General features: G+C 63.0%; 24 protein-coding genes. 12 read left to right on the forward strand and 12 right to left on the reverse strand.

Annotated features, from left to right (window positions below):
- Positions 1-23 precede the first annotated feature (23 nt).
- A complete protein-coding gene (locus ACV1FX_RS01030) occupies positions 24-926 on the forward strand; it encodes a LysR family transcriptional regulator (protein WP_473115673.1) in 903 nt (300 codons plus the stop codon).
- A 68-nt stretch (positions 927-994) separates the two neighbouring features.
- Here ACV1FX_RS01030 and ACV1FX_RS01035 read toward each other — a convergent pair whose 3' ends face one another.
- From ACV1FX_RS01035 to ACV1FX_RS01055, 5 genes are all read right to left on the reverse strand, one after another.
- Positions 995-2,446 carry an aldehyde dehydrogenase gene (locus tag ACV1FX_RS01035; protein WP_473115674.1) on the reverse strand — a complete coding sequence of 484 codons (1,452 nt, stop codon included), beginning with the start codon at positions 2,444-2,446 and terminating at the stop codon, positions 995-997.
- Between the two features lie 14 nt (positions 2,447-2,460).
- Complete coding sequence (locus ACV1FX_RS01040) at positions 2,461-3,204, reverse strand: ABC transporter ATP-binding protein (RefSeq protein WP_473115675.1); 744 nt, start codon at positions 3,202-3,204, stop codon at positions 2,461-2,463.
- Positions 3,197-4,870 (reverse strand): branched-chain amino acid ABC transporter ATP-binding protein/permease, encoded by a 1,674-nt coding sequence (locus ACV1FX_RS01045; RefSeq protein WP_473115676.1) that lies wholly within the window; start codon positions 4,868-4,870, stop codon positions 3,197-3,199. Before ACV1FX_RS01045 ends, ACV1FX_RS01040 begins: the two co-directional genes overlap by 8 nt.
- Positions 4,867-5,742 carry a branched-chain amino acid ABC transporter permease gene (locus ACV1FX_RS01050; protein WP_473115677.1) on the reverse strand — a complete coding sequence of 292 codons (876 nt, stop codon included), beginning with the start codon at positions 5,740-5,742 and terminating at the stop codon, positions 4,867-4,869. The genes ACV1FX_RS01045 and ACV1FX_RS01050 overlap by 4 nt, the downstream gene beginning before the upstream one ends.
- A 61-nt stretch (positions 5,743-5,803) precedes the next feature.
- Positions 5,804-7,024 (reverse strand): amino acid ABC transporter substrate-binding protein, encoded by a 1,221-nt coding sequence (locus ACV1FX_RS01055; RefSeq protein ID WP_473115678.1) that lies wholly within the window; start codon positions 7,022-7,024, stop codon positions 5,804-5,806.
- Positions 7,025-7,168: 144 nt separating this feature from the next.
- Here ACV1FX_RS01055 and ACV1FX_RS01060 point away from each other — a divergent pair, with 144 nt between their 5' ends.
- A complete protein-coding gene (locus tag ACV1FX_RS01060) occupies positions 7,169-8,152 on the forward strand; it encodes a helix-turn-helix domain-containing protein (RefSeq protein ID WP_473115679.1) in 984 nt (327 codons plus the stop codon).
- Between the two features lie 50 nt (positions 8,153-8,202).
- Here ACV1FX_RS01060 and ACV1FX_RS01065 read toward each other — a convergent pair whose 3' ends face one another.
- Positions 8,203-9,090, reverse strand: coding sequence for a LysR family transcriptional regulator (locus ACV1FX_RS01065; protein WP_473115680.1), 888 nt, complete (start codon positions 9,088-9,090; stop codon positions 8,203-8,205).
- A 147-nt stretch (positions 9,091-9,237) separates the two neighbouring features.
- Here ACV1FX_RS01065 and ACV1FX_RS01070 point away from each other — a divergent pair, with 147 nt between their 5' ends.
- From ACV1FX_RS01070 to ACV1FX_RS01085, 4 genes are all read left to right on the forward strand, one after another.
- Positions 9,238-10,737 carry a CoA-acylating methylmalonate-semialdehyde dehydrogenase gene (locus ACV1FX_RS01070; RefSeq protein WP_473115681.1) on the forward strand — a complete coding sequence of 500 codons (1,500 nt, stop codon included), beginning with the start codon at positions 9,238-9,240 and terminating at the stop codon, positions 10,735-10,737.
- A 146-nt stretch (positions 10,738-10,883) separates the two neighbouring features.
- Complete coding sequence (locus ACV1FX_RS01075) at positions 10,884-11,612, forward strand: gluconate 2-dehydrogenase subunit 3 family protein (RefSeq protein WP_473115682.1); 729 nt, start codon at positions 10,884-10,886, stop codon at positions 11,610-11,612.
- Between the two features lie 9 nt (positions 11,613-11,621).
- The gene (locus ACV1FX_RS01080; RefSeq protein ID WP_473115683.1) at positions 11,622-13,400 is read left to right on the forward strand and encodes a GMC family oxidoreductase; all 1,779 of its coding nucleotides are present in this window, start codon (positions 11,622-11,624) and stop codon (positions 13,398-13,400) included.
- Positions 13,393-14,622, forward strand: coding sequence for a c-type cytochrome (locus ACV1FX_RS01085; RefSeq protein ID WP_473115684.1), 1,230 nt, complete (start codon positions 13,393-13,395; stop codon positions 14,620-14,622). The genes ACV1FX_RS01080 and ACV1FX_RS01085 overlap by 8 nt, the downstream gene beginning before the upstream one ends.
- Before the next feature lie 16 nt (positions 14,623-14,638).
- Here ACV1FX_RS01085 and ACV1FX_RS01090 read toward each other — a convergent pair whose 3' ends face one another.
- The 5 genes from ACV1FX_RS01090 to ACV1FX_RS01110 are packed head-to-tail and all read right to left on the reverse strand — an operon-like array spanning position 14,639 to position 18,482.
- Complete coding sequence (locus ACV1FX_RS01090) at positions 14,639-14,914, reverse strand: cytochrome C oxidase subunit IV family protein (RefSeq protein WP_473115685.1); 276 nt, start codon at positions 14,912-14,914, stop codon at positions 14,639-14,641.
- A complete protein-coding gene (locus ACV1FX_RS01095) occupies positions 14,911-15,555 on the reverse strand; it encodes a cytochrome c oxidase subunit 3 (protein WP_473115686.1) in 645 nt (214 codons plus the stop codon). The genes ACV1FX_RS01090 and ACV1FX_RS01095 overlap by 4 nt, the downstream gene beginning before the upstream one ends.
- A complete protein-coding gene (gene ctaD, locus ACV1FX_RS01100; RefSeq protein ID WP_473115687.1) occupies positions 15,548-17,155 on the reverse strand; it encodes a cytochrome c oxidase subunit I in 1,608 nt (535 codons plus the stop codon). The genes ACV1FX_RS01095 and ctaD overlap by 8 nt, the downstream gene beginning before the upstream one ends.
- The gene (gene coxB / locus ACV1FX_RS01105; protein ID WP_473115688.1) at positions 17,152-18,093 is read right to left on the reverse strand and encodes a cytochrome c oxidase subunit II; all 942 of its coding nucleotides are present in this window, start codon (positions 18,091-18,093) and stop codon (positions 17,152-17,154) included. Before coxB ends, ctaD begins: the two co-directional genes overlap by 4 nt.
- Before the next feature lie 35 nt (positions 18,094-18,128).
- Positions 18,129-18,482 (reverse strand): hypothetical protein, encoded by a 354-nt coding sequence (locus tag ACV1FX_RS01110; RefSeq protein WP_473115689.1) that lies wholly within the window; start codon positions 18,480-18,482, stop codon positions 18,129-18,131.
- A gap of 118 nt (positions 18,483-18,600) precedes the next feature.
- On the opposite strand from ACV1FX_RS01110, the gene ACV1FX_RS01115 reads away from it, so the two are divergent.
- The 6 genes from ACV1FX_RS01115 to ACV1FX_RS01140 are packed head-to-tail and all read left to right on the forward strand — an operon-like array spanning position 18,601 to position 25,653.
- Positions 18,601-19,257, forward strand: coding sequence for a cytochrome c3 family protein (locus ACV1FX_RS01115; RefSeq protein ID WP_473115965.1), 657 nt, complete (start codon positions 18,601-18,603; stop codon positions 19,255-19,257).
- A complete protein-coding gene (locus tag ACV1FX_RS01120) occupies positions 19,254-22,145 on the forward strand; it encodes a TAT-variant-translocated molybdopterin oxidoreductase (protein ID WP_473115690.1) in 2,892 nt (963 codons plus the stop codon). Before ACV1FX_RS01115 ends, ACV1FX_RS01120 begins: the two co-directional genes overlap by 4 nt.
- Positions 22,142-23,497 (forward strand): NrfD/PsrC family molybdoenzyme membrane anchor subunit, encoded by a 1,356-nt coding sequence (gene nrfD, locus ACV1FX_RS01125; RefSeq protein WP_473115691.1) that lies wholly within the window; start codon positions 22,142-22,144, stop codon positions 23,495-23,497. The genes ACV1FX_RS01120 and nrfD overlap by 4 nt, the downstream gene beginning before the upstream one ends.
- On the forward strand, positions 23,490-24,020 hold the full coding sequence (locus tag ACV1FX_RS01130; protein ID WP_473115692.1) for a DUF3341 domain-containing protein: 531 nt from the start codon (positions 23,490-23,492) through the stop codon (positions 24,018-24,020). Before nrfD ends, ACV1FX_RS01130 begins: the two co-directional genes overlap by 8 nt.
- Positions 24,017-24,547, forward strand: coding sequence for a c-type cytochrome (locus tag ACV1FX_RS01135; RefSeq protein ID WP_473115693.1), 531 nt, complete (start codon positions 24,017-24,019; stop codon positions 24,545-24,547). Before ACV1FX_RS01130 ends, ACV1FX_RS01135 begins: the two co-directional genes overlap by 4 nt.
- On the forward strand, positions 24,544-25,653 hold the full coding sequence (locus tag ACV1FX_RS01140; protein ID WP_473115694.1) for a hypothetical protein: 1,110 nt from the start codon (positions 24,544-24,546) through the stop codon (positions 25,651-25,653). The genes ACV1FX_RS01135 and ACV1FX_RS01140 overlap by 4 nt, the downstream gene beginning before the upstream one ends.
- Here the strand turns inward: ACV1FX_RS01140 and ACV1FX_RS01145 are convergent.
- Positions 25,598-26,401 (reverse strand): thioredoxin domain-containing protein, encoded by an 804-nt coding sequence (locus tag ACV1FX_RS01145; RefSeq protein WP_473115695.1) that lies wholly within the window; start codon positions 26,399-26,401, stop codon positions 25,598-25,600. The genes ACV1FX_RS01140 and ACV1FX_RS01145 overlap by 56 nt on opposite strands.
- Positions 26,402-26,468: the final 67 nt, after the last annotated feature.

A 26,468-nucleotide genomic window follows, 5' to 3' on the forward strand; every position in this document is an offset into this window, starting at 1 on the left:
TCATTCTAAATTGGAATGATGAGATGGACCCGCAAATACCTCGTCGCTTCCTTCCCTCGACCGCCATCCTGGCGGCGTTTGAGGCCACCGCCCGCACCGGCAGCATGACGCTGGCCGCGCGCGAGCTTCAGCTGACTCAGAGCGCCGTCAGCCGGCAGATCAAGATTCTGGAGGAACAGCTCGAGGTCGAGCTCTTCGTTCGCGAGCGCCAGACCGTTCGACTGACCTCGGTCGGTGAATCCTATGCTCGCGAGGTTCGCGAAGCGCTGCACAAGATCAGCACGGCCTCCTTCAATCTTCATGCGAACCCGAGGGGCGGCACGCTCAATCTTGCCATCCTGCCGACGTTCGGCACGCGCTGGCTCGCGCCACGCCTGCCGAGGTTTCTGGCTGCGAACCCCGGGATCACGATCAATCTCACGACCCGCTTGTCCTATTTTGATTTCCGGACCGAGTCGCTGGACGCGGCGATCCACTTCGGTCAGCCGGAGTGGCCTGGCGCCGAGATGGCTCTCTTGCGATCCGAACAAGTCGTCCCTGCCTGCAGCCCCGGCGTGAAGCGGCAATATCATTTCAGTGCTGCAGGCGATCTGCGAAAGGCCCCATTGCTCAGCATCTCGACGCGCTTTCACGCGTGGGATCGGTGGTTTTCCGTTCACGATGTGTCGGGCAGAACTGCTCACGGAATGGTGTTCGACCAGTTCGCGACCGTAGCCCAGGCGGCGATCGCTGGCCTCGGCGTGGCGCTGCTGCCGACCTTCCTCATCCAGGATGAGCTCGCGAGCCGCAAGCTGGTTCGTGCCATCAACCTGCCGATGGAAAGTCCCGAACGCTACTATCTCGTCTGGCCTTCCGAACGGGCGAAGTACCCGCCGCTCGCGGCATTTCGGGAATGGCTGGTCGCGGAAACCGCGCCTGACCGCTAATCAAGATGAAGTCGTCCGCGCCGCTCAGATGAGCGGCGCGATGGGGAACGGCGACTTTGAAGGGTCTTTCAAAAGGGATAGTGCCGCGGCCCGGTCTGGACCGTAATCCAGCGCAGCTCGGTAAACTCGTCGATGGCGGCCTTGCCACCAAAGCGGCCATAGCCTGACGCTTTGGTGCCGCCGAACGGCATCTGCGGCTCATCGTGCACGGTCGGCGCGTTAACGTGGCAGATGCCTGCCTCGATGCGCTTGGCGACCGCGAGCGCGCGCGGGATGTCGCGTCCGAATACGGCGGAGGAGAGCCCGTATTCGGTGTCGTTTGCGATGCGCACGGCCTCATCGACGCCGCTGACGCGGACGACCGTGACCACTGGCCCAAAGCTTTCTTCGCCGTAGATGCGCATTGCCGGCGTGACGTGATCGACGATTGTAGCCGGCATGATCGTGCCCTTGCCGCGGCCGCCGCACGCGATCACGGCGCCCTTGGCGACGGCATCGTCGATCAGGCCGCCAACACGGTCGCAAGCGGCAGCGCTGACCAGCGAGCCGAGCACGACGTTGCCCTTGCGGGGATCGCCGTATGGCAGACCCTTTGCCTTCGCGGCGAATTTGGCGATGAAAGCGTCGGCTACCCTGTCGTCGACCACAATGCGCTCGGTCGACATGCAGATCTGGCCCTGGTTCATGAAGGCGCCGAAGGCGGCCGCGTTCACGGCTGCATCGAGATCGGCGTCGTCAAGGATGACGAGCGGCGCTTTGCCGCCCAGCTCGAGGAGCGCACGCTTCAGATGCTTTGCGCAGGCGAGCGCGATGAGACGGCCGACCCGGGTCGAGCCGGTGAAGTTCACGCGCCGGACCGCTGGATGCGCGATCAGCGCTTCGACCACTGCCTGCGCGTCCTCAGGCGCATTGGTCACGACATTGACGACGCCGTCACCGAGGCCAGCCTCCGTGAGGCAGCTGCCGATCAGCCGATGCACGCCGGGACTCATTTCCGAGGCCTTGAGCACTACCGTATTGCCGCAGGCAAGTGGCATCGCTACGGACCGCACGCCGAGGATGACGGGGGCGTTCCACGGGGCGATGCCGAGCACGACGCCGACCGGCTGACGGAACGCCATCGCGAGGTTATCGGGCTTGTCGGTCGGGATGATCTCGCCCGAGATCTGCGTGGTCATCGCAGCCGCTTCGCGCAGCATGCCCTCGGCAAGATGCACGTTGAAGCCGGCCCAGCCGGCGGTGGCGCCCGTCTCGGCGACCATCAGCTCGGTGAACTCAGGCGCCCGCCGCGCGAGGATGTCGGCCGCAGCGCCGAGGCGCTTGCGGCGCTCGGACGGGCCGAGCTGCGACCAGGCCGGGAAGGCCGCCGCGGCGGCATCGGCTGCGCGCATGGCGTCGTCGATCGAGGCCGCGGCTACGATGGTCGCGACCTCGTCGCTGATAGGATTACGCCGCTGGAAGGTGCGCTGGTTGGCCGCCGGTTGGTCCTTGCCGCCGATGAGAAGATCGATTGCGTTCATGGGACGCTCCATAGTTAGGGGGATGGCTGTGATGCGATCGTCGGCGCGCGCGCCTTGCCAAGATAGGCGCGGTGAATGTCGGGGTTGTTCTTCATGTCGCTTGCCGAACCCGTGCCTGCGTTGCGGCCGGATTCGATCAGATAGACCCGGTCGGCGATGTCGAGGCTTGCGCGCGCGTTCTGCTCCACGAGCAGCACGCTGACGCCGCTCTCGCGGATCTGCACCAGCGCACGAAATACCTCGCGGCTGAGCAAGGGCGAGAGGCCGAGCGAGGGCTCGTCGAGCAGCAGCAAAACGGGGTTCGACATCAGGGCGCGGCCAATCGCGACCATCTGCTGCTCGCCGCCGCTCATGGTCCGCACGGCCTGGGTCATGCGTTCGGTCAGGCGCGGGAACAGCGCGAGGACTTTGGCAAGCCGCTCCTCTTCACCGACGCGCGCCCGGGCGGGATAAGCGCCGAGCTGCAAGTTCTCCGCAACCGTCAACTCGCCGAAGACGCCTCGTCCTTCCGGCACCAGCGAGATGCCGCGCTCGACGATCTGATGGGGCGGCAGCTTTGCGAGATCTGCTCCCTCGAAGCGGATGCGCGCGCCGGACGCAGGTGCGACGAGACCGGCGATGCTCTTCAGGAGCGTTGATTTCCCCGCGCCATTGGCGCCGAGGATCGCCACGATCTCGCCGCTGCCGATGCTAAGCTTCACATCCGCCAAGGCCTGATGCTTGCCGTAGAAGTGCGAGAGGGTGTCGATCTCAAGCATCGACGCCTCCCAGATAGGCGGTCACGACCGTGGGGTCGGACAGGACATCGTCGGGGGTGCCGCGCGCGATGACGCTGCCGGCGTTCATCACGATGCAATGGCCGCACAGCGCCCGGATCGCGTCCATCACATGCTCGACCATGACAATGGTCATGCCGCGGTCGCGAAGCTTCGCGATCAGGGCGATGCCGGTCTCGAGCTCGTTCGGGTTGAGGCCCGCGAGCCATTCGTCGAGCAGTACCAACTGCGGCGACAGCGCAAGTGCACGGGCGAGCTCAAGGCGCTTCTGGTCGATATAGTTCAGCTCACCCGCCGGCGTGTCGTGCATCGGTGCAAGCCCGACAAGATCGAGCACCTCGCGGCTCGTCGCTTTTGCTGGCGCTGCGCTGAACAGGGCAGCTGCCGCGACGTTCTCGGCCACTGTCAAATCCGACATCACCCGCACCAGCTGGAAGGTGCGGGCAAGTCCGAGCCGCGCGATCCGGTACGGCTTCAGTCCGTCGATCATGGTGCCGCCGAACCGGATCGAGCCCGATGCCGGCACCAGCGCGCCGGACACGAGATTCAGCAGTGTGGTCTTGCCGGAGCCATTGGGGCCGATGATGCCGACAATCTGCCCCCGCGCGACCTCGAAACTGACCTTATCGACCGCGCGCAGGCCGCCGAACGACTTGCTGGCGTCGTCCACGCGCAGCAGCGGTCCGCTCCCGGAGCGGATAGGCGCAGCGCTGGAGGCGCCGTGCTCCGGGGTCGACCACGACCAGGGCGCGAGCAGCCCGACCACGCCCCTCGGCAGCATCATGACGATGAGCACGAAGATCGCGCCGAGCACGATACTGAAATGGTTCGGCAGCGTCGCGGTGAGAACCTCGAACAGCAGCACCAGCGGGATCACGCCGAGCACCGGACCGAACAGCGACCCGGCCCCGCCAAGAAGTGCCATGATGACGACCTGGAAGGAGATCATCGGATTGAACGCGATCGACGGATCGATATAGGTCCAGCGCGGCGCCATCACCGCGCCGGTCACTGACATGAAGACGGCGCTCAGCACGAATACCGCGAGCTTGATGCGGGTGGCGTCGATACCGGAATGGCTGGCCGCCGTCTCATCCGCGCCGATTGCGCGCAGCGCAAGGCCATAACGCGAGCGGCCGAGCAGGAAGCCGGTCAGGAAAACGAGCGCGGTGAGGCCGAGCAGTTGCCAGTAGAGCACGTCCTGCGTCACGGCGCTGAAGAGATAGCGGCCAACGGATTTGTGGACATTGACCTCGTACCAGATCACGAGCTGGCGGATGAGCTCGGCGAGTCCAAAGGAGAAGATCACGAAGTAGATGCCGGATAGACGCAGCGTGGACAGCCCTGTGACCGCGGCGACCAGCGCGCCGAGGACAGCTGCGGCCAACAGCACGACGGGCCAGGACCAGGTCTCGCCGAGGACGGCGGCCGTATAGGCGCCGATCCCGAAGAAGGCGACGGTCGCGAGCGAGATGTATCGGGTCGGTCCGGAGAACATCGCCCAGGCGGTGGCCAGGATCGTGAAGTAGAGGATGCTGATGCCGAGCGCGAGATAGTATCCATTGGCATAGAGCGGCAATGCGGCAACGGTCGCGGCGAGCGCGAGCGCCGCACACCACCCAAGTATCCTGGTCGTCCTCGCGCTCACGCGGCAGCCCTCCCGAACAGGCCAGTTGGCTTGACGAGCAGAACCGCCAGGAACAGTGCATAGGTGGCGGCGAGCGTCAGGCCGGGATCGACCAATCGCGCCACAGCGGTCTCGACGACTCCGAGCAACAGTCCGGCCACCAGCGCGCCCATCACGTTGCCGACGCCACCCATGATCACGACCACCAGCGCCTTCATGGTGAAGACAACGCCCATCGAGGCGTTGAAGGTGAGGAACATGCTGACGAGCACGCCGCCGATCGCGACCAGACCGCCGCCGCAGGCAAAGGCGAAGCCGGACATCGACTGCACGTCGATGCCAACCAGCCGCGCCGCACCGGGATCGACCGCGATGGCGCGGACCGCCGTGCCGATCCGCGTGCGCGTCAGCGCCAGATAGACGGCGGTACCGATCACGGCCGCGAACAGCAGTGCGACGAGCCGGTTAACCGCGAGCGTCGTGCCGATTACGACCACGGGGATGGAGAGATAGCTGTAGCTGTAATACTGGCCACCGAACGCGACCAGCATGATGCCCTGGATGACGAACAGCATGCCGAAGGTGACGAGGATGCTGTCGATCTCCTGGGCGCCACGATCCTTGCCGCGCCGCATAAGACGCTCGAGCAGGAACCGGTAGAGCAGCCAGTTCAGCGCTGCTGCGCAGGGAACTGCAAGCAGCAGCGCCACCAGGGGGCTCAATCCGAGACCGGAGTAGAGAGACAGCGCACCGAACGCCGCCGCAATGAGCGACTCGCCGTAGGAAAGGTTCATGACGCGTGCGACGCCGTATTGCAGTGTCAGGCCGAGTGCGATGAGGGCATACATGCCCCCCAGGACAAGGCCCGGCAGGACGATATCGAACAGGAGCATGAAGCGGTGTCCTACTGGTGGCGGGCAGGCCTCACGACGAGACCCGCCCGCCGGATTGCGGTCACTGCCACTGCGGCTTCGGCACCACAGGTGCGCGTGCACCGGGCAGGGTGGTCGGCGCGAGCCCGTAGAACTCGCCGTTCTGCCATTGGCCGACGCTCCAGACCTCCTGCAGCAGTCCGTCCTTCAGCTTGACCTTGCCGATGATGGTCTCGAACGTGCCTGAGCGAATTTCGGCCGCGACTGCGGCGCGATCCACCTTGCCGACCTTTTCGATCGCCTGCTGGAGTACCTGCAGGCTGGCATAGGTGATCGGGCTCGCCCAGCGATCCGGCTCCTTACCGGTCGCCGTCTTGTGGCGTGCGAGATAGTCCTTGAGGAGCGGGGAGTCTGCGTTCCAACCGCCGATCCCCATCACGCCGTCGCTGTTGGCGGCAAACTTGCCCTTGTAGAGCGGGAAGGCCGTGCCGACACCGACATAAAAAATCTTGGGGTTGAACTTCAGGAGCTGCGCCTGCTCGGTCAGGGCGATCGTGTCAGGCGGATAGCTGAAGGCGATGAATGCATCGGGCTTGGCGGCAATCGCGTCATTCAGCAGCGGCTGGAGATCCTGCGACCCCAGCGGATAGGTCTTGTCATAGGCGAGTGTAAAGCCGTGCTTCTTGAAGGCCTCTCGGCCGGCGGCGGCAAGCTCGATGCCGAACTGATCGGCGACGCTGACCATCGCGACGTTCGCGCCGATCTTGCCTTCACTCTTCAACTTGCCCAGCAGTTCGGCAAGAGCCTCGGAGATCTGAGCCGAGGTGCCGAGCCAGAATGTCGCATTCGACCAGCGCTTCGCGAGCTCGGGCGCCTTGTCGGTGACCGAGGTGACGGCGAGGTGAGGGTAGCCCAACCGGTTCAGAGTCGGGCCGACCGCGAGATTGAGGCCCGTTCCCCATGGCGGCAGAATGAAGTCGACCTTGTCCTGGTTGGCCAGGCGCTCGATCGCCTTCACCGCTTCCTCCGAACTCGAGCGATCGTCGTACTCGACCACCTCGATGGGCAGTCGCTTATTGCCGAGCTTGATGCCGCCAGCCGCGTTCACATCCTTTACCCACAATTCGTAATTGGGCAGCGTTGTGATGCTGGCCCCGCCGGCATAAGGGCCAGTCTTGGAAATCGCGTAGCCGACGCGGATTTTTTCTTGCGCGTCGGCAAAGGACGCAAAGGTCCCCAGCGCCGCGATCATCGCGGTCAAGCTGGTGAGGCGCAGCAACGTTCGACGGTTCACCGAAAACATGTCGATCCTCCCTCCGAATTTCACTCGGCTGTTCGCTACGATGAAAGCAGGTCGTTTCCTGTCGTCCGGCTTCTTCTTGGCGGCTTGTTCCAGCCGCCATGGCCAAGACTTGACCCAGCAAGCACCTTGAGCTTTTCTCGCGCAATGGACAAATCCGGCGAAAGATTGGACATTTCTGGTCGACGTGGCGAGCTGCGTCGAGGGGCCGCGGGCGTCAGCGGGTCCGCGCCTGTCGCCGTCGCTGGCGGACCTGCCGCCATCGGAGCCGAGGTGATCACATCGCACTACGAGGCACGACGTTGGGCGCTGGACTCCGCGACGTCCCGCCCATTCATCCATCTGCTTTGTGTGCACAGTGGTGGTGTCGCGGAGATCTCAGTCGAGGGCGAGATGACTGTATTGGCTGGTCCGGTCCTTGCCTGGCTGCCCGCAGGATGTCCGGCGTATCTCGACGTGTCGGCGGGCACTGCCGCGGGACTCCTCCACCTTAAATCAGGTGCATGGCACCGCTACCTGCCGCCTTCGGCGGAGCCGGCTTATCTCGCGCTCGAAGGAGCAAAGGAGATCCTGACGTTTCAGGTCGAGCCCGATCTGATAACCACAATATCGCGTTCGATCGCAGCGATCGCATCGGAGATTTCAACGCCCGCGCGCAGCGGCGCCGCCTCGATCATGTCCGCGGAGTTGACGTTATGCACGCTGCGATTCTGGCGTCTCTTCGCAGGCCCCCACGATCCGGACGAGGAGGGCAGCAGCACCGAGATTTTGAGCCGCTTCCGAAGGCTGCTCGAAGAGCGGTACAACCAGCAATTGAGGGTCGCCGACTATGCCGGCTTTCTTGGCATGACGCCGGATCGCCTGCATGCGTTGTGCACCCGTGAACTGAAGCGATCGCCAAGTGCGTTGATCCAGCAGCGCGTCGTCAAGGAAGCCGCCGCGCGACTGGAAGCCGGGACCTCCACAGTCAAGCAAATCGCGTTTGCGCTTGGCTTCAAGGACACTGCCTATTTCAGTCGTTTCTTCAGCAAGCACACGGGCGAGGCGCCAGGTGCCTGGCAGAAGCGCGTTGCCGCCCGCGTCAGAAGCGGGCGTTCCAAACCGACGCTGAATTTCGCCGACTGGCCCTGAGGCGGAGCAACGGGATTGCGTGCCGCCGCTGTCCCGAGTGGTGTCGCGCCTCAGTCGACCAGAAACGAGCGCTGCGCCGCTTTTACCCTGTCGACGATCTCCCGCTGCACCTCGGCGACGCTGGGCAGGTCGCGCGTGTCGGGGTGGGTCAGGAGCCAATAGCTGCGCGTGAAGCGGATCGTGGGCAGGACGCGGACCAGGTCCGGATCCTCTCGGGCGATGTAGTCGTGCAGAATGCCGATCCCTGAACTGGCGCGGACCGCCTCGACCTGCCCGACAACGCTGCCGCACTCGAAGCGGCGCGTCATGCGCTTTGCGAGAGAGGCCGCATAGTCGAGTGCACGGCTGTAGACGAAATCGTCGACATGCGTGACGAAAGGGTGTCCGGCGAGGTCAGCTTCGTCCTCGATCGGCCCATGAGTCTCGAGGTAGCGCCGGGCGGCGTAGATTCCGAGCGAATAGTCGGTCAGCTTGCGCACGAAGAGACGCCCCTGCTTCGGCCGGTCGAGCGTCACCACGATATCGGCTTCGCGCCGCGACAGCGAGAAGGTCCTGGGCAGTGCGACCAGTTGCACCACCAGGTCGGGGTGGGCCAAGGCGAAGGCACCGAGCGTCCGCGACAGGAAATAGTTCCCGATGCCCTCCGGTGCGCCGACACGGACGACGCCCCGGATCGCGTGCCCCTCCTTGCCGAGCGTCGCGCCAACGCGCAGGAACTCCGACTCCGCATGCTCGGCTGCGCGCATCATCGCCTCGCCGGCCGGCGTCAATCGACAGCCCGTGGTCCGGCGTTCGACGAGCTTCGCGCCGATCGTCTCCTCGAGCGCCGACAGCTGGCGGCCTACGGTCGCGTGGTTGAGCCCGAGCGCCTTGGCGGCGGCGAGCAGCTGGCCGGTCCGTGCGACCGCCAGGAAGATGCGGATCTGATTCCAGTCCATTGATGTCGTCCAATGCACAACGAGAGTGCGAGCATGTGCATTGCTGTGCAGAACACGCAAGTAGATAACGATCGCGACGCCGCCTCACGGAGCGAAGTCCGCTTCGATTTACCTTCAGTGGGGGCGGTTTTTCGCTCGGAGGATGACATGGTCGAACGTATTCCGCACTACATCGGCGGGCGCCGTCTGGCTCCCGCGAAGAGCCGCACCGCGTCGGTGTTCAACCCGGCAACCGGTCGTCAGACCGGCGAGGCCGTCCTCGCCTCGACTGCCGACGTGCGCGAAGCAGTGGTCGCCGCTTCGGGGGCCGCCCCCGGTTGGGCCGCCACGACGCCGCTCCGTCGCGCGCGAATCCTGAACCGATTCCTCCGCATCCTCGAAGACCGTATCGATGAACTCGCGACAGTGATTTCTGCCGAGCACGGCAAGGTGTTCTCGGATGCCAAGGGCGAGATCCAGCGCGGCATGGAGGTGGTCGAGTTCGCGACGGCGGCGCCACAGCTTCTCAAGGGCGAGGTGACCGAGAACGTCGGCACGCGCGTCGACAGCCACTCGCTGCGCCAGCCGCTCGGCGTCGTTGCCGGCATCACGCCGTTCAACTTCCCGGCCATGGTGCCGATGTGGATGTTCCCGGTCGCGCTCGCGTGCGGCAATACGTTCATCCTGAAGCCCTCGGAGCGAGATCCTTCCGCGTCGCTGCTGATCGCCGATTGGCTCACCGAGGCCGGATTGCCTGAGGGTGTCTTCAACGTCGTCCACGGTGATAAGGAAGCCGTCGATGCGCTGCTCACCGATCCGGACGTGCAGGCGATCAGCTTCGTCGGCTCGACGCCGATCGCGCGCTACATCTACGAGACCGCCGCGCGCACGGGGAAGCGCTGCCAAGCGCTCGGTGGCGCCAAGAACCACATGATCATCATGCCCGATGCCGATATGGACCAGGCGGTCGACGCCCTGATGGGGGCGGCCTACGGTTCGGCCGGCGAGCGCTGCATGGCGATCTCCGTAGCGGTCCCCATCGGCGAGGCGACCGCCGAGGCACTGATGGCCAAGCTCGCCCCGCGCGTTCGAGACCTCAAGATCGGTCCCGGTACCGATCCCGAAGCCGAGATGGGGCCGCTGGTCACCCGCCAGCATCTCGAGAAGGTGCAAGGCTATGTCGATCTCGGCGTCGCGGAAGGCGCCAAGCTGGTCGTCGACGGGCGCGACTTCCGCCGCCAAGGCTACGAGGACGGTTTTTTCATCGGCGGCACGCTGTTCGACCACGTGACCACCGAAATGCGAATCTACAGGGAAGAGATATTCGGTCCCGTGCTCTCGGTCGTCCGCGCGCCGGACTACAAGTTCGCTGCGAGCATCATCAACGCGCACGAATTTGGCAACGGCACCGCGATTTTCACTCGAGACGGCGACGCTGCGCGCGAATTCGCCCACGACATCAGGGTCGGCATGGTCGGCATCAACGTGCCGATCCCCGTGCCAATGGCATTCCACTCCTTCGGTGGCTGGAAGGCCTCGCTCTTTGGCGACCATCACATGCACGGTCCCGAGGGCGTCCGCTTCTACACCCGGCTGAAGACCATCACGAGCAGGTGGCCGACCGGCATCCGAGCCGGAGCGGACTTCGTCATGCCAACGATGAGGTAAGCACCTGTGTGACGCGAGGGCGATCACATTTCGCCCGCCGGGGCTCTTCGGCGGGGAATGGTGCGCCCGAACCGTCAGCCGTCTGGAGATCTCATAGGAACATACCGACCCGGTCGACGTTGCCGACGTGACTTTACGGATGTTCCATGCGTCGCCGAACGTTTCTGGTCTCACTCGCAGCGTGCCTTGTCAGCACGACGTCGTTGACCCATGCGAGGACAATTCGCGGTCACGTCCCGTGGTCTCCTTATCCGAATTCGCCGCCGGAATTCGAGCGGCCGGGACCATGGCAATTTTTCACCCTCGACGAAGCCCGCGCGATGGAAGCGATCGTCGATCGCATCATTCCGCCGGATCCGGAGACGCCAGGCGGCAAGGACGCAGGTTGTGCCGTCTTCATCGATCGTCAGCTTAAGGGGCCATATGGATCGAACCAAGGCCTCTACACGCTTGGTCCATACACCAAAGGCACAAAAGAGCAGGGCCCGCAATCGGCGCTGACGCACGCCGGGCTCTATCGCAAGGCGTTGGCTGAACTCGACAAGCACTGCAAATCGACGCACGGAGGCAAGGCTTTCGCGGAGCTGAGCGCCACCGAGCAGGATGATGTACTCGGCAAGATCGAGTCCGGCGGGGTCAAATTCGAGACTGTCGATGCGCAGGGATTTTTCTCCGCGCTGCTGAAGGATGTTCCGGAAGGCTTCTTCGCCGACCCCATCCATGGCGGCAATCGCGACATGGTCGGCTGGAAGATGATCGGCTTTCCCGGCATCCGCTACGACTATCGCGACTGGGTCAACCGCCACAACGAGCGTTATCCGTATCCGCCGGTCGGCATTGCGGGGCGTACCGACTGGACGCCGGCTAAATCGTGAGCGTGACAGATGGCTCGCAAACTCCCGCCGAAAGATGTCGTCATCATTGGGCTTGGCTGGACCGGCTCAATCATGGCGTACGAGTTAGCCGACGCAGGACTCGATGTCATCGCGATCGAGCGCGGCCCCTGGCGCAACACGGCGACGGATTACCCACCGGGATATGCGGCGGATGAATTGCGATATCGCATCCGTCACGAATTGTTTCTCAACCCGAGTCAGACCACCTTCACCTTCCGCAACAAGGCGAACCAGACGGCCTTGCCGATCCGGAGCTGGGGTGCATTCATGCCGCCCAACGGCGTTGGTGGAGGCGGCGTGCACTGGAATGCCGAGACGTGGCGCTTCCTGCCGTCGGATTTCGTACTCAAGACGCACCTGACGGAGCGCTACGGCGCAAGCTTCCTGCCCGAGGACATCACGATCCAGGATTGGGGCGTGACCTACGACGAGCTCGAGCCGCATTACGACCGCTTCGAATATCTCTGCGGCACATCGGGTCAGGCAGGTAACATCAAGGGCACGATCGTGGAGGGCGGCAATCCCTTCGAGGGGCCGCGCTCGCGGCCTTATCCCAATCCACCACAGGATCAGCCGTTCGGCCACACGCTGTTTGCGAAGGCGGCGCGCGACCTCGGCTACAAGCCGTTTCCGCAACCTTCCGGCAACATGTCCCGCCCGTACCAGAATCCGCTGGGCGTTCGCCTCGGACCGTGCACGTATTGCGGATTCTGCGAGTGGTTCGGCTGCGGCAACTACTCAAAAGCCTCGCCGCAGACCACGATCCTGCCGGTACTGGTCCGCAAACCCAACTTCACTGCACGCGACAACAGCGAGGTCACGCGGATCAATCTCGACAGTTCCGGCAAACGCGCCACTGGCGTAACCTTTGTGGACACCGCGGGCGACGAGTGGGAGCAGCCGGCCGACCTTGTCGTGCTCTCCGCCTACACGATCTTCAATGTGCAGCTCCTTCTGCTGTCGGGGATCGGCAAGGCATACGATCCCGCCGCCAACGCTGGCGTGATCGGCCGCAATTTCACCCACCAAACCATCTCCGACGTCGTCAGCTTCTTCGACCCGGCAAAGTTCATTTTCAACCCCTTCATTGCCTCCGGCGCGATCGGAATGTGCATCGATGAGTTCAACGGCGACAATTTCGATCACGGTCCGCATGGGTTCGTCGGCGGCGGCTATGTGGGACAGGTGCAAACCAATGGCCGGCCGATTGAAACCACACCTGTGCCGCCGGGAACGCCGCTGTGGGGCGCGAAATGGAAGAAGGCCGTCAAGGAGAACTATCAGAGCGCGATCAAGCCCGGCACGGGCGTCCACGGCAGCATGTACAGCTATCGCGATGTCTATGTCGACCTCGATCCCACCTATAAGGACCGCTTCAACCGGCCGCTGGTGCGCATCACCATGGATTTTCACGATAACGAGATCAAGCAGAACAAATTCCTGACGGACAAATTCGCCGAGATCTTCCAGGCAATGGGCGCCAAACAGGTGCACAAGGAATATCGCAAGGCGCCTTACGACATCACCAAGTACCAGACCACACATCTCTGCGGTGGCGCGGTGATGGGCAGTGATCCCAATACGAGCGCGCTCAATCGTTACCTCCAGAGCTGGGATGTGCCGAACCTGTTCGTTACAGGCGCAAGCGCGTTTCCGCAAAATGCCGGTTACAATCCGACCGGAACCGTAGCCGCACTCGCGTACTGGGCAGCTGATGCGATCCGCAGCAGATATCTCAAGAACCCCGGGCAGTTGATCAATGCGTAGATCTGCAAGATTTGCATTGACCGCACTCGCGCTCGCTGCCGGGGTAGGCAAAGCCACGGGCGCGGGCTTGCAGGATTTTGCCGCCGTCGAGCGCGGCCGCTATCTCGCCGCTGCGGCCGACTGCGGAAGCTGCCATACCATCCCCGGCAGCGATCATCCGTTCAGTGGCGGAAGGCCGATCGAAACACCGTTCGGCGTCTTGGTTGCCCCCAACATCACGCCGGATCGAGAGACCGGCATCGGCGCCTGGAGCGACGAAGAGTTCGACGCGGCGGTGCGCAACGGCCGGCGCCGGGACGGAAAGCGGCTTTACCCGGCCATGCCGTTTCCCTACTTCGCCCGGATGGCGAAAGAGGATGTCAAGGACATCCGCGCCTTTCTCTCGACCGTCGAGCCGGTCCACAACCCCGTCACCGTCAACCATCTGCCGTTCCCGCTGAACCAGCGAATGGCGATGACGGTATGGGACAAGCTTTATTTCAGGCCGGGCGAGTTCACAGGACAGTCCGGCAAGTCGGAGCAGTGGAATCGCGGCGCGTATCTGGTCGAGGGGCCCGGACACTGCGGTGCGTGTCACACGCCCAAGACATTCCTGGGAGGCGATGAATCCTCAAAGGCGTTGCAGGGATATACGCTCCAGGGCTGGGTCGCGCCCGACATCACCAGCGGGCAGGGGCCGCTCGCGCAATGGTCGGTCGACGACGTCGCGCAATATCTCAAAACCGGCCACAACCGCTTTGCTGCCGCGGCCGGCTTGATGGGCGAGGTCGTCGAGCTCTCGACGTCGAAACTGAGCGACGATGACGTCAAGGCGATGGCAACCTATCTGAAGGACGTAGCGGGACCGAAGCCTGCGGCTGAGAGCTCTGCCGATTCTAAAGTGCTCACGGCGGGCGGCGCGATTTATCAGGATCTCTGTTCGGCTTGCCACAAGTCGGATGGCACGGGCGTGCCCAATCTCATCCCAAATCTCGCGGAGGCGTCCACCGTCAATACGAAGGACCCTACAACGGTGTTGCGAGTGATACTCCAGGGCGCGCAGAGCGTCGCGACGGAGCGGGAGCCGACCGGCCCGGCCATGCCCGCGTTCGGGTGGCAGTTGAATGATGCGCAGGTGGCTGCGGTCGCGACCTATGTCCGCAACCATTGGGGCAAGGCGCCGGCGATCAGCGAGGACGAGGTCAAGCAGGAGCGCGCGCGGCTAGAGGCCAGGACAAACTGAGTCTACCAACTGAGCGTTACGTCCTGGTCATGAAATCCATCAGGCCGAGCCAGAGAAGGATCCCCAGCCAGAACAGCCCGGCACCCGCGAAGACGAGCGTGAGGCCGCCCCGGTGTCGCAGCTCCATGAAGATGGCCGCGACGAGTCCCGCTTTGATGGTGCCGATGCTTAAGGCCATGACGGCGTTGCCGGCTCCGAGCGGCACATAGGCGAGCGTCACGGTCAATGCCAGCAAGACCAACAGGCCAAGCCAGGCTCCGATGAGGAGAAGTGGGGGCCGCCATTGCGTCATGATGAGGAGCGCCCCGGCAGGTAGATCAGCGCGAACAGAAATATCCAGACTACGTCGACGAAGTGCCAGTACAGCCCTGCACTGTGCAGAGCCGTATGATGACGCGTGGTCGGCGCCTTCCGGCAAATGGTCGCAAGTGCGAGCAACAGGCAGATCCCAACCAGCATGTGGATGGCGTGGATCGCGGTAGCCACGAAGTAGAAGATGAAGAAAAGCTGGACACCATTGGCCATTGGCCCGGCGAATTGAAAGTCGATGCCCGGGACGAAATGCTCTTCATATTCCTTGCTGTACTCAATCCCCTTGAGCACGAGGAAGACAAGGCCAAGACAGGCCGCACCCACCAGCAGCCAGGTGGCGATCTTGGCGGTGTCGGGCGAGAAGATCTCGACCGCCCACGCAACGAGAAAGCTCGAGGTCAGCAGAACGGCCGTATTGGCCGTTCCGATCACGATATCGGTGTGCCGGCTCCCCTCGGCGAAGCCCTGCGGGAACGCGTGCCGGTACACGAAATAGGCGAGGATCAAGCCGCCGAACAGCAAGACCTCGGTGGCGATAAACACCCACATGCCGAGCTCGGCGGTATGGTCACGGTGAGGTATTGACGCATACTGCGGTGCGAAGGCGGAGCTTTCAGGCATTTTGCGGCTCCGCCTGAAAATCCCGATTGTACTGGTAAGGCGGCCGCGTGACCACGGGCTGTGTCGTGAAGTTGAATTCCGGAGGCGGCGATGACGTCTGCCATTCGAGCCCGGGAGCATTCCATGGGTTTGCAGACGCGCGACGACCAAAGAATGCGGAGTAGCCGAGATAGAACAGCGGCATGAAATAGGCGACGGCGAGGATCACGGCGCCTCCGGATGACAGCACATTCCAGACCTGAAACTCGGGCGGATAGACGTGGTAACGCCGCGGCATTCCCTCCGCGCCGAGAATGAACTGTGGGAAGAACGTTAGATTGAAGCCGAAGAAGATCAGGACTGCGGCCGTGCGTGCCCAATATTCCGAGTAGAGCCGGCCCGTGATTTTTGGCCACCAGTAGTGCAGGCCGCCGAAATAGGCCGTCACCATGCCGCCGACCATGATGTAGTGGAAATGCGCTACGACAAAATAAGTGTCGGTCGCATGCACGTCGAAGGCGAGGCAGGCGAGGAACAGTCCCGTCAGGCCGCCGATGGTGAACAGACCGATAAAGGCCAGCGCATAAAGCATGGGAGCATCGAAATGTATCGAGCCCTTATGCAGCGTCGCAGTCCAGTTGAAGACCTTGATCGCGGAGGGGACCGCGACGATGAAGCTCATGAAGGAGAACACGAGGCTTGCGACCAGCGATTGGCCGCTGACGAACATGTGGTGGCCCCACACCAGGAAGCCGACCGCGGCGATGGCGAGACTCGCCCAGGCTACGAACTTGTAGCCGAAGACCTGCTTTCGCGAGTAGCAGGAGATCAGCTCGTTGATCACCCCCATGCCCGGAAGGATCATGATGTACACAGCGGGATGCGAGTAGAACCAGAACAGGTGCTGGAACAGCAGCGGATCACCGCCGATCCTGGGATCGAAAATGCCGACGCCGAAGAAGCGTTCCGTCGCGATCAGGAGCAACGTGATCGCGAGTACGGGAGTCGCCAGTACCAGGATGACTGAAGTCGCGTAGAGCGACCACAGGAACAGCGGAAGGCGATACCAGGTCATTCCAGGGGCCCGAAGGCGGTGGATCGTGACAATGAAATTCAAGCCGGTCAGGATCGATGAGAAGCCGGCGATGAAGACACCGGCTGCGGCAGCGATCACGTAGCTGTTGGAGTAGAGCGTCGAGAATGGCGTGTAGAAGGTCCAGCCGGTGTCGACGCCACCTGCAAGAATGGCAATCAGCGTGGTGCAGCCGCCGAGCATGAAGATGTACCAGCTCATCAGGTTGAGCCGGGGGAAGGCGAGGTCGCGCGCGCCGATCATCAGCGGGACGATGAAGTTGCCGAGCGTGTTGGGAATGGACGGGATCAGGAAGAACCACACCATGATGATGCCATGCATGGTGAACAGGCGATTGTAGACATCCGAGCTGACGAAGTCTCCTTGCGGCGTTGCGAGCTCGATCCGGATTGCAGTAGCTGCCGCGCCGCCGATGAAGAAAAAGAAGATCAGGCTCGCAAAATAAAGGATCGCGATCCGCTTGTGGTCCGTCGTCAAGAACCAGGATTTCAGCGTGTAGTCGGTAGTGAGATAGTTCTTCTCGCTCATGATTGGTGTCCTGCGAGCGATTTGACGTAGAGCACCAGCCGCAAGAGCTGATCCTCGCTGACCTTGCCTTCGAACGAAGGCATCAACGGCTCGTAGCCGGCGACGACCTGGCTGCGTGGCAGAAGGATCGAATCCCGGATGTACCTGTCATCGGCGATCACGCTGCTGCCGTCGGACAGCGGCACGGGCTTGCCGTACAGACCTTCAAGCGGCGGTGCACGGACCTTGCTGCCGTTGCCATGGCAACCGCTGCATCCGAGCTCTCGAAATAGGGCGCCGCCTTCGGCTGCAAGGGGACTTGAAGGTGCCTGCTGTCCGAGCCAGTTGGAGAAATCGGTCGGGTCCATCGCCACGATCTCGCCGATCATGCCCGAATGATCGGTGCCGCAATATTCCGCGCAGAACAGGTGGTAGTGCCCCGGCTTGTCCACCTCGATCTCGAGGTCCTGGTAGCGGCCTGGAACCACATCATGCTTGAGCCGAAGGGCGGGGATGAAGAAGCTGTGAATGACATCCTGCGACGCCATCACGAGGCGCACGGGACGTTTGACTGGGATATGAAGCGCATCGATCTCCGACTGACCGCCGGGATGCTGCGTCTTCCACATCCATTGTTTGGCGACGACGAACACGTCCTGCTCGTCCGCAGGCGTCTTGTAGACCTGAAAGTACACGCTCGCGCCCCATGCGAAGAGCCCGAGGAAGCAGACGAACGAGGCGGTGGTCCAGCTGACCTCCCAATGCCAGCTTTTGGCGACGCGGTGGTCGCGGTCAGTCTGGTTGCTCGCGCGATAGCGTACGCAAAACAGCGTGAGCAGAAAGAACAGCAGCCCAAGCACCAGCGCGCTTGCAATCAAGAGACCGGCGAACAGTAGATCGACGTCGGCGCTGTGCGGCGAAAGTCCAGGTTGCCAGAACGGGATCCATTGGTGCCACATCTAGGCCGACCTCCATCGGCAGCCTGGGCGGAAGCTCATGGAGATGGCCACCCCGGCAACCCCTTGCGCAGGAGAAGATCGACGGCGCGGTCAAGCGGAATGCGGACGACCCCGCGATTGCGATCGATCCAGCCGTAGCTGCGCTCGATCCGCGCTTCGCCTTGTCGGGATCTCTGCAACGTATCCCTGGGTGTGATCTCGAGGGGGGGCGCATCCGAGCTCAAGGCAGGGCGGCTTGTCGGCGTGATGTGCTTCGTGGATTGAGGAAACAGCAGCGGCAACACGAGAGGCGCGGCCGCTACGAAAGTCGCAAGGCTCCCCGCAAGCAGGCCGATCAGGTGGAGCCCGACGTCCGACCGTTCGTAGTCGAAGCGCTTGCTGTCCGCCATGCTGCTGTCCTCGATCGCGGTGGGACAATGCCGCATCTGGAATAGCGTTCCTACTTAGGAACCAATGCACGACGGCAAGATTGTCGACCCGACAGCTCGCCACCGGTTCACAGCGAGAATGGTCCAGATATTCTCCTCTGTGGCGGACACCTGGTTACGCCTGTTTCTCATCGGTGGCCTGTCGTTGGCCGGCGGCGGCACTGTCGCGGTCGTCGGGTTTGCGCGATCGGCGTACATGACCGACACCGATATTCGACCGCATCAGCCGGTGCCCTTCAGTCACCGACATCATGCGGGGGAACTCGGCATCGACTGTCGCTATTGCCACAGTAATGTTGAGGCCGGGCCGCAGGCGGGCCTCCCCCCAACCGAGACCTGCATGACATGCCACTCGGAAATCTGGACCAATGCGTCGATGCTGGAGCCAGTGCGGGAGAGCCTTGCCGATAACTCACCGATCCAGTGGGCGCGGGTCGCAAAGTTGCCCGACTACGTATTCTTCCGGCACGACATCCATATCGCCAAGGGCGTCGGTTGCGAGACTTGCCACGGCCGCGTCGACCAGATGGCGCTGACTTATCGCGCCAAAGCGTTCACGATGGAGTTTTGCCTCGATTGCCATCGTGATCCCGCGCCTCATTTGCGACCGTCCAATCATATTACCGATATGGCGTGGAAACCGCCTGCGGATGCGAGCAAGGAAGGTGAGGCGATCGCTGCGCATGAGGGCATCCGTCTCGGCGAACTCACGCACTGCTACGTGTGCCACCGATGAAGCGCCGCATCGACCATCAATCCCGAACGACAGGGGGACCGCGAGTGTGGGCGGGCATCGAGGAGCTGTCGGATGATCCGCGGTTTCAGGCCTTCGTCGACGCGGAGTATCCTGCGATCCAGCAATTATCGAAGGCCGCACGCCGAGAATTCCTGAAGTTGATGGGCGCGTCCTTCGCGCTCGCAGGGCTGACGGGCTGCGAGAAAAGCTCGTTCGTCGCGGCGTTGCCGTACGTCGACCAACCTGCAAACGAGACGATTGGCCTGCCGCGCTACTATGCTACTGCGGTCTTGCTTGACGGCTATGCGCAACCCGTGATCGCCACGACCTTCGCGGGGCGACCCACCAAGCTCGACGGCAATCCGGGTCATCCGGTCACGCAGGGCCGTAGCGACATCTTCATGCAGAGCGCGGTGCTGCAACTCTACGATCCCGACCGCGCGGCCGCGCCGAGCCGGCACGGCGAGCCCGTGAGCTGGGCGGATGTTGAAGCCGCTATCGGGACAATGCGCGAAGGCTGGCGAGCGGATCAGGGCGCGGGCGTGCGGGTGCTGCTCGGGCCTACTACGTCGCCAACACTGCTGCGGCAGATCGATTCCTTTCTGAAGCAGTTTTCAAAAGCGCGCGTTCATGTGCATGCGGCCACTGGTCTTGATGCAAGACGGCAAATCGGGGCCGCAGTGTATGGGCAGGCGGTGGAGCAGCACTATCTGCTCGGGGAGTGCGACGTCATTGTCAGCTTCGACGATGACTTTCTGGGACCGGGACCAGACCAGGTGCGCAATGCGCTGGGTTGGTCGCAATCGCGCCGAAAGTTCGCGGATCGGCCCGGTAATCAATTGTTCATGGCGGAGAGCGCACCTTCCGCGACGGGTGCATTGGCTACTCGGCGCTTGATCGCTGACGCACGTAGCATGCCCGCGCTCGCGGAAGCGCTTGCAAGCGCGCTCGGCGTGGAGGGCGCATCCCGGCCAGAATTGACCGATGCCGAGGGCCATTGGATTGCGCGTGCCGCAGCGGCCTGCAAGGGTCGGTCAGGGCGGTCTCTGATCGTCTCGGGTCTGAGCGGAGGTGCGGCCGCCGGACTCTGGGTAGCCAGAATCAACCAACAGCTCGAGAATGCCGGCCGGACTTTGAAGCTGACACCGGCTATCTCCGGACCGGCGAATGCGGGGACGCTTGCCGAGCTTGTGTCCGACATCAACGCCGGGCGGGTGAATTCGCTCATCGTCTTCGAGGGTAATCCCGCGTACGGCGCGCCCGGTGAACTCGACGTCGGCGAAGCTATCAAGCAAGTCCGCTCTTCGCTGTATCTCGGCCTGCAGCGTGATGAGACCGGCGCGCTCTGCGAGTGGCAGCTGCCCGTTGCGCATGCGCTGGAGAGCTGGAGCGACGCCCGCGCCGTCGACGGCACCGCCACCATCCTCCAGCCGGTGATTTCACCCTTCTACGACGTAAGGACGGTGCACCAGATCCTGGCGATGTTGCTCGGGGAAATCAGTCCGGCCGCCGACAGTGCCGTCCGCGAGACCTGGCAGGCGAGCTTTGGCGACACATTTGACGCCCGTTGGAAACAGGCGTTGCACGACGGCTTCATCGAGGGCGCTGCGTCGTTCATCACAGCCCCGCCTGTGAGCAGTACGATGACGCCGTCAAGCACGGCCGGGGACCTCGATATCGTGTTTCGGCCGGATCCGACAATCTGGGACGGCCAGTTCGCCAATGTCGGCTGGCTCCAGGAACTTCCGAAGCCGCTGACGACCCTCACCTGGAGCAACGTGGTTGCCGTCAGTCCGGCATTGGCAAAAAGTCTCAGAGCCAGCAATGGCGATCATATTGAAGTCACGATCGGCGAACGTCGTGTGGGTGGGCCACTCTGGATCATGCCGGGGCAAGCCGACAATACGGTCGCGCTCTTCCTTGGTTATGGAAGGACCCGAGCCGGGCGGGTCGGCAATGACCTCGGCTATGATGCTTACCGCGTGCAACCAGCCACGGATCCATGGCTGACACGGGGAGTTCTGCGCAAGCTCGAGACCAGCGAAGATCTGGCGGTAACCCAGCTGCATCATCGCATGGAGGGGTTCGATTTCGTCCGCGAGGTCAGTCCAGGTCAAGTCCAGCGGACATCGTCCGACAAGGCAAGCCTTTACGCCCCTTGGCCGTCGTCGAAGAACGCATGGGGCATGGTGATCGACCTCGATAGTTGCATCGGCTGCAACGCCTGCGTGGCGGCGTGCACGGCCGAGAACAACGTGCCTGTGGTGGGAGCAGATCAGGTCAGGGCCGGCCGCGAGATGCACTGGCTGCGGATAGCGCGGTACTACACCGGAGACATCGCGGAGCCTCGCAGTTTCTTTGAGCCGGTGCCTTGCATGCATTGCGAGGACGCGCCCTGCGAGATGGGCTGCCCGGTGCATGCCACGACGCACAGCCCCGAGGGTGTGAACCAGATGGTCTATAACCGCTGCATCGGCACGCGCACTTGCTCCAGCTATTGTCCCTACAAGGTGCGGCGCTTCAACTTCTACGATTATCGTGCGCCGGCCGATTCACCGGTGCACGCCGCCCACAATCCTGACGTGACCGTGCGCTCGCGCGGTGTCATGGAGAAGTGCACCTATTGCACCCAGCGCATCGAAGCGGCGCATGTTGCCGCTGACAAAGAGAACCGTCCACTGCGCAACGGCGAGGTGGTGACGGCGTGTCAGCAGGCTTGTCCAACCAAGGCAATTGTGTTCGGAGACATCAACGACCCGAGTTCGGAAGTCTCGCGGCTGAAGCGAGACGGCCGGCATTACGTTTTGCTCGAGGAGCTGGGAACGCGGCCGCGCACGACCTATCTGGCGCGCTGGCGCGAGGATGAACCGGGATCGGGGCAGGGATGAGCGACCGATCGGACATTCTGCCGACGCGCCAGAGTATGGGCGGCATCGCCGACCAGCTCACTGGTATTCCCCTGCATTTTCCGGTGGAGCGGCGGTGGCTGATCGCGATGAGTTTCGCGTGCGCGCTGCTGCTGTTATTGACGGTCTCGGTGGTCGAACTGTTCACCCGGGGCGTCGGCATCTGGGGCATCAACATCCCCGTGAACTGGGCCTTTGCGATCCACAACTATGTCTGGTGGCTCGGTATCGGTCATGCGGGAACGCTGATCTCGGCGCTTCTGCTCCTCACCGGAAGCGAATGGCGCAATTCGCTCAATCGCTTCGCCGAGACGATGACACTGTTCGCCGTGGTCTGCGCGGGCATTTATCCGATCCTGCATCTCGGCCGGCCGTGGTACGTCTATTGGATGTTTCCTTACCCGGCCACCATGGGTGTGTGGCCGCAGTTCCGCAGCCCGCTGGAATGGGACATCTGGGCGGTGCTGACCTATCTGACGGTCTCACTGGCCTTCTGGTACACGGGACTGATCCCCGATCTTGCGGCAGCGCGCGATAGGGCGACGCGTCGCGGCTGGCAGATTTTCTTCGGCATAACGGCGCTCGGATGGCGCGGTTCAGCCAGACATTGGCTGCGCTGGTCGCAGGCTTACAGGCTCACGGCTGGCCTTGCAGTGCCACTGGTCGTGTCCGTCCACAGCGAGGTGTCGCTGCTGTTTGCGGTAGGGCAGATCCCGGGCTGGCACTCGACGATCTTTCCGCCCTATTTCGTGCTGGGCGCTGCGTTCTCCGGCTTTGCTGTCGTCTCCATCATCGCCGTAGCGCTGCGCTCGTGGTTCGGCCTCGGAAACCTCGTGACCGACGATCATCTCGATCTGCTCGGAAAGGTCCTGCTCGCGACCGGCCTGATGACAGGCTACGGCTACGTTTTTGAAGTGTTCGACGCCGTCTATTCGGGGGAGAGCCATGAGATTCAAACGCTGGCCGACCGTTTCACCGGCTCCTACGCTTGGACCTATTGGGGCGCTGTCATCTTCAACTTCATTCCGCTCCAGGCGCTGTGGTGGCGCGCCGTGCGGCGGACCGGATGGATGCTGCTGCTGATCTCCGTGTCTGTCGCGATCGGAATGTGGCTGGAGCGTTACATGATCCTCGTCACCAGCCTCTATCGTGACTTCCTGGTCTCGTCGTGGAGCCACTTCACGCCGAGTTTCTGGGACTGGTCGACCTATTTCGGCACGATTGGACTTTTTCTCGTCCCATTCCTCGTCGCCATCAGGCTCGTTCCGATGATCTCGATCTTCGAAAGCAAGGAGCTTCTCCACGAAGAGAAAGAGGAGGAGCAACATGGCTGAAGAGCTCTACGGCGCATTGGCGGAGTTCGAGAGTCCGGAAGACCTCCTGGCGGCGACCCGGAAGGCGAGGGAAGCTGGCTACCGCGATCTCGATGCCTTCACGCCGTTTCCGGTTGAGGGGCTGGATCGCATGTTGAGGATTCCGCGTCCCACGATTTCTTTCGTCGGGCTCGTGGGAGCCATGGCCGGAGCCGGGACCGCGCTCGTCATGCAGTTCTATGTGAATTACGACTTCCCGCTCAACGTCGGCGGCCGGCCGATCTATGCGATATCGGCTTTCGCGGTCGTGACCTTCGAGCTCACGATTTTGTTCTCCGCACTTGCCATGCTGGTCGGGATGCTGTGGCAGAACGGGCTGCCGCGGCTCAACTATCCGGTATTCGGCAGCGAGCGATTTCATCGTGCCAGCAGGGATCGGTTCTTCCTTTGTGTGAGCGCCGAGGATGCCAAGTTTAGCGCAAGCGAGACCGTAGCATTCCTCAGCGGAGCGGGCGCGCTTTCGGTGGAGCTGGTGCCGGGATGAACAGGCTGCCGCTCATCATCGTCCTTGCAGCTCTGCTCGCCGCTTGCGACCAGAACATGGATGTGCAGCCCCGCTATAGCGAATATTCCAAGGCGCCGCTGTTTCGCGGGGGCGTCTTGCGCCGGCCGCCGCCGAACACCGTTGCCCGCGATGATCTCGAGCGCGAGAAGGCCACTGGAACCAAGCCAGCGCTCTCGGCGGAGTTGCTCGAGCGGGGGCGGGAGCGCTTCGGCATCTTCTGCTCGCCATGCCACGGCGCCGGCGGCGACGGTAACGGCATCATCGTCGAGCGCGGCATGCCGCGGCCGACCAGCTATCACGACGATCGGCTCCGCGCCGCGGACGATCAATATCTATTCGATGTGATCACCAACGGCCATGGCGCGATGTATTCCTATGCGGCCCGCGTGCCGCCGGGGGATCGCTGGGCGATCGTCGCCTATATTCGCGCGCTTCAGCTCAGCCGCCACGCTTCGCTCGACGACGTGCCCGCGGATGAGCGGGCCAAGCTCGAGAGCTCGCCATGAGAGTGCGGGCCGGCGCAAGGAGCAGGTTGGCGGTGGTCTCGGGCCTCGCCCTGATCGCCGGATTCGTCGTGGACGCACGGTCGACCACTGCTGCCTATCTCGTAGCCTGGATCGCCTGGGGCGCCATCCCGATCGGAGCGCTCATTGTCTTCATGACCAGCTATCTGGTGCGGCGGCGCTGGACCGAGGCGTTGCATCCGACTTTCGTTGCGGCAACGGGCATTCTGCCCGTCGTGGCGTTGACGGTCGTTCCTGTCCTTCTCTTCATGAGGGAAATCTATCCAGCCATCGCCGATGGAGCGTCGTTGCCACCGTTCAAGGCGCACTGGTTCGTTCCCTGGTTCTTCGTGATGCGGACCGTGCTCTACTTCGCGGTTTGGATCACCCTTGCCGAATGGCTCCGGCGATCCTGGCGCGATGATACGGCCATGGTGCATGCCGCGTCGGTCGGATCGATCGTGTGGACCTTGACCGTGTCATTTGCGGGGATCGACTGGATGGAATCACTGGAGCCCGAATTCCATTCATCGATCTATGGTCTCATCTACCTCAGCTTCCTGCTGACCAACGGAACGGCCTTTGTGATCGGCGCCGGCCTGTTATCGACGCGGAGGATCGGTCCGACCCGTGGCTATAGCGGCCTGCTGCTCTCTGTGCTTCTGCTGTGGTGCTACCTCCACGCCATGCAGTACATCGTCATCTGGTCCGGAAATATCCCCAAGGAAGTCACTTGGTATATCGCGCGATCGGAAAACGGCTGGCAGTTCGTCCTGGCGATGCTCTCCCTCGGGCAATTCGTATTTCCGTTCTGCGCGATGCTGAGCGCGAGGGTGCGATCGGACCCGCATTGGCTGCTGGGACTGTGCGGACTGACGTTGGCGATGCGGTGGCTGGAATCCGCGATCCTCATCCTGCCGGCAATTCACGGGCTCTCCGTGACGATCACCAGCGTTATGCTGCTTGCGGCTGGGAGTTTTCTCGCGACAGTGTTCTGGCTGGCGTTCGACATAGCTCTGGCGAGGGAGGGAGGCGAGAGGGAGCCGCTCGGTGCTATCTGGTGGCGTATTCGCGCCGAACGAGCAGCCCGATCAGTGCGCCGAGGATGAGGATGCTGACGAAGGAGGCGCTGAGCAATAGTCGCCGCACCGCCAGCGTATAGGTGCCGCTGGCGGGATCGAAACCGTAGCAAAGGAGATGGACCTGATCGGTCCAGCGCCCGATATGCCCCTGGTCCGCTTCGATCAGGGCCAAACGCAGACTCGTTGAATCCACCGCCAGCGCCGAGAGCGCACGGGAAATCCGCCCATCAGGCGTCACCACGAAGGTAGCCGCGGGATGAGCAAATTGATCGTGCTCGCGGTCATAGACAGTTCGTATACCGAACGCGTCGATCAACGCGCCAACGTCAGGAGCGGCCGTCCGCAGGAAGACACTGTGTTCGGAGAGGCCGCTCCTTGCACTCAGCTGCGCATTCTTCATGGCTAGCGCCTGAGCGGCTGTATCCCTGGGGTCGAAGCCGGCTACGATGAGCCGAAAGTCCTTGCCGGCGCTCAGGCCGGTATCGGCCAGCGCGTTCGACACGATCGATATTACCGGCCCGCATAGTGTTTCGCAGGTGAAGTCAGTCAGGATCCAGACGGTGGCAACGCCTCCGAGCCAGCTTTGCAGTGGCTCGGTCCGACCGTCCAGGTCGCTCAACGGGGTCGAAAGCGGCAATTGCGCATTGGTGCGGGGCGCGAGCGCGATTTGTTCAAGCTGCGAACCGGTGACGGCCGCCTCCGCCGCACAGGGCACACCGATCAGAATGGAAAGGACGGCCACCCATTCCACGATTGTCGCGGCAACTCGCATCATGCGTGCGTCGGTCGATCGTTGGACGGGCACGGTTCGGCTCTGTGTTTGGGACATCCAAGCCGGCGCG

This window comes from Bradyrhizobium ingae (assembly GCF_055791185.1).

Excerpts from the sequence above, each read along its gene's own strand:
- ACV1FX_RS01120 (WP_473115690.1), top strand. The coding sequence starts at position 19,254 with ATGAAGCGCCGCATCGACCATCAATCCCGAACGACAGGGGGACCGCGA.
- nrfD (WP_473115691.1), top strand. The coding sequence starts at position 22,142 with ATGAGCGACCGATCGGACATTCTGCCGACGCGCCAGAGTATGGGCGGC.
- ctaD (WP_473115687.1), bottom strand. The coding sequence starts at position 17,155 with ATGAGCGAGAAGAACTATCTCACTACCGACTACACGCTGAAATCCTGG.
- ACV1FX_RS01050 (WP_473115677.1), bottom strand. The coding sequence starts at position 5,742 with ATGCTCCTGTTCGATATCGTCCTGCCGGGCCTTGTCCTGGGGGGCATG.
- ACV1FX_RS01030 (WP_473115673.1), top strand. The coding sequence starts at position 24 with ATGGACCCGCAAATACCTCGTCGCTTCCTTCCCTCGACCGCCATCCTG.
- ACV1FX_RS01115 (WP_473115965.1), top strand. The coding sequence starts at position 18,601 with ATGGTCCAGATATTCTCCTCTGTGGCGGACACCTGGTTACGCCTGTTT.
- ACV1FX_RS01135 (WP_473115693.1), top strand. The coding sequence starts at position 24,017 with ATGAACAGGCTGCCGCTCATCATCGTCCTTGCAGCTCTGCTCGCCGCT.
- ACV1FX_RS01080 (WP_473115683.1), top strand. The coding sequence starts at position 11,622 with ATGGCTCGCAAACTCCCGCCGAAAGATGTCGTCATCATTGGGCTTGGC.
- ACV1FX_RS01060 (WP_473115679.1), top strand. The coding sequence starts at position 7,169 with ATGGACAAATCCGGCGAAAGATTGGACATTTCTGGTCGACGTGGCGAG.
- ACV1FX_RS01145 (WP_473115695.1), bottom strand. The coding sequence starts at position 26,401 with ATGATGCGAGTTGCCGCGACAATCGTGGAATGGGTGGCCGTCCTTTCC.
- ACV1FX_RS01075 (WP_473115682.1), top strand. The coding sequence starts at position 10,884 with ATGCGTCGCCGAACGTTTCTGGTCTCACTCGCAGCGTGCCTTGTCAGC.
- ACV1FX_RS01065 (WP_473115680.1), bottom strand. The coding sequence starts at position 9,090 with ATGGACTGGAATCAGATCCGCATCTTCCTGGCGGTCGCACGGACCGGC.
- ACV1FX_RS01110 (WP_473115689.1), bottom strand. The coding sequence starts at position 18,482 with ATGGCGGACAGCAAGCGCTTCGACTACGAACGGTCGGACGTCGGGCTC.
- ACV1FX_RS01090 (WP_473115685.1), bottom strand. The coding sequence starts at position 14,914 with ATGACGCAATGGCGGCCCCCACTTCTCCTCATCGGAGCCTGGCTTGGC.
- ACV1FX_RS01130 (WP_473115692.1), top strand. The coding sequence starts at position 23,490 with ATGGCTGAAGAGCTCTACGGCGCATTGGCGGAGTTCGAGAGTCCGGAA.
- coxB (WP_473115688.1), bottom strand. The coding sequence starts at position 18,093 with ATGTGGCACCAATGGATCCCGTTCTGGCAACCTGGACTTTCGCCGCAC.
- ACV1FX_RS01055 (WP_473115678.1), bottom strand. The coding sequence starts at position 7,024 with ATGTTTTCGGTGAACCGTCGAACGTTGCTGCGCCTCACCAGCTTGACC.
- ACV1FX_RS01040 (WP_473115675.1), bottom strand. The coding sequence starts at position 3,204 with ATGCTTGAGATCGACACCCTCTCGCACTTCTACGGCAAGCATCAGGCC.
- ACV1FX_RS01035 (WP_473115674.1), bottom strand. The coding sequence starts at position 2,446 with ATGAACGCAATCGATCTTCTCATCGGCGGCAAGGACCAACCGGCGGCC.
- ACV1FX_RS01140 (WP_473115694.1), top strand. The coding sequence starts at position 24,544 with ATGAGAGTGCGGGCCGGCGCAAGGAGCAGGTTGGCGGTGGTCTCGGGC.
- ACV1FX_RS01095 (WP_473115686.1), bottom strand. The coding sequence starts at position 15,555 with ATGCCTGAAAGCTCCGCCTTCGCACCGCAGTATGCGTCAATACCTCAC.
- ACV1FX_RS01070 (WP_473115681.1), top strand. The coding sequence starts at position 9,238 with ATGGTCGAACGTATTCCGCACTACATCGGCGGGCGCCGTCTGGCTCCC.
- ACV1FX_RS01085 (WP_473115684.1), top strand. The coding sequence starts at position 13,393 with ATGCGTAGATCTGCAAGATTTGCATTGACCGCACTCGCGCTCGCTGCC.